This window comes from Nocardiopsis lambiniae, assembly GCF_031845465.1.
Classification (GTDB): Bacteria; Actinomycetota; Actinomycetes; order Streptosporangiales; family Streptosporangiaceae; genus Nocardiopsis; species Nocardiopsis lambiniae.
On record NZ_JAVREP010000050.1, the window covers coordinates 1 to 418 of the forward strand.

At 51.2% G+C, this 418-nt stretch carries 1 protein-coding gene and 1 pseudogene; both read left to right on the forward strand.

Features of this window, described 5'->3' with window-relative positions; genetic code table 11:
- On the forward strand, positions 1 to 235 hold a 235-nt coding region (locus tag RM479_RS27465; RefSeq protein WP_311514583.1), incomplete at its 5' end, for a YaeQ family protein.
- A 17-nt stretch (positions 236 to 252) separates the two neighbouring features.
- Positions 253 to 348 (forward strand): annotated as a pseudogene (locus RM479_RS27715) (peptide chain release factor-like protein); the annotation flags it as partial.
- Positions 349 to 418 lie beyond the last annotated feature (70 nt).

Below are 418 nucleotides of genomic sequence, written 5' to 3' on the forward strand. Positions count from 1 at the left end.
GTTTACCTATAATAGTCGGGCGGCGCAAATCTGGTGGCAGCAAAATCAGAGCAAATGTGTGCAGTTTGCCAATCTTTCCGTCTGGTATCTGGACGATGAACAACTGGCGAAAGTAAGCGCCTTTGCCGATCGTACCATGACGCTGCAGGCAACGATTCAGGATGGCGTGATCTGGTTATCGGACGATAAGAATAATCTGGAAGTTAACTTAACCGCCTGGCAACAACCTTCATGATTGCGATTTCCCGACATGTTGCTATTCCCGATGGTGAGCTTGAGATCACCGCCATTCGTGCGCAGGGCGCCGGCGGGCAGCATGTTAATAAGACCTCAACGGCCATTCATCTGCGTTTTGACATTCGGGCGTCCAGCCTGCCAGAGTATTACAAAGAGCGTCTACTCGCCGCCAGCCATCATT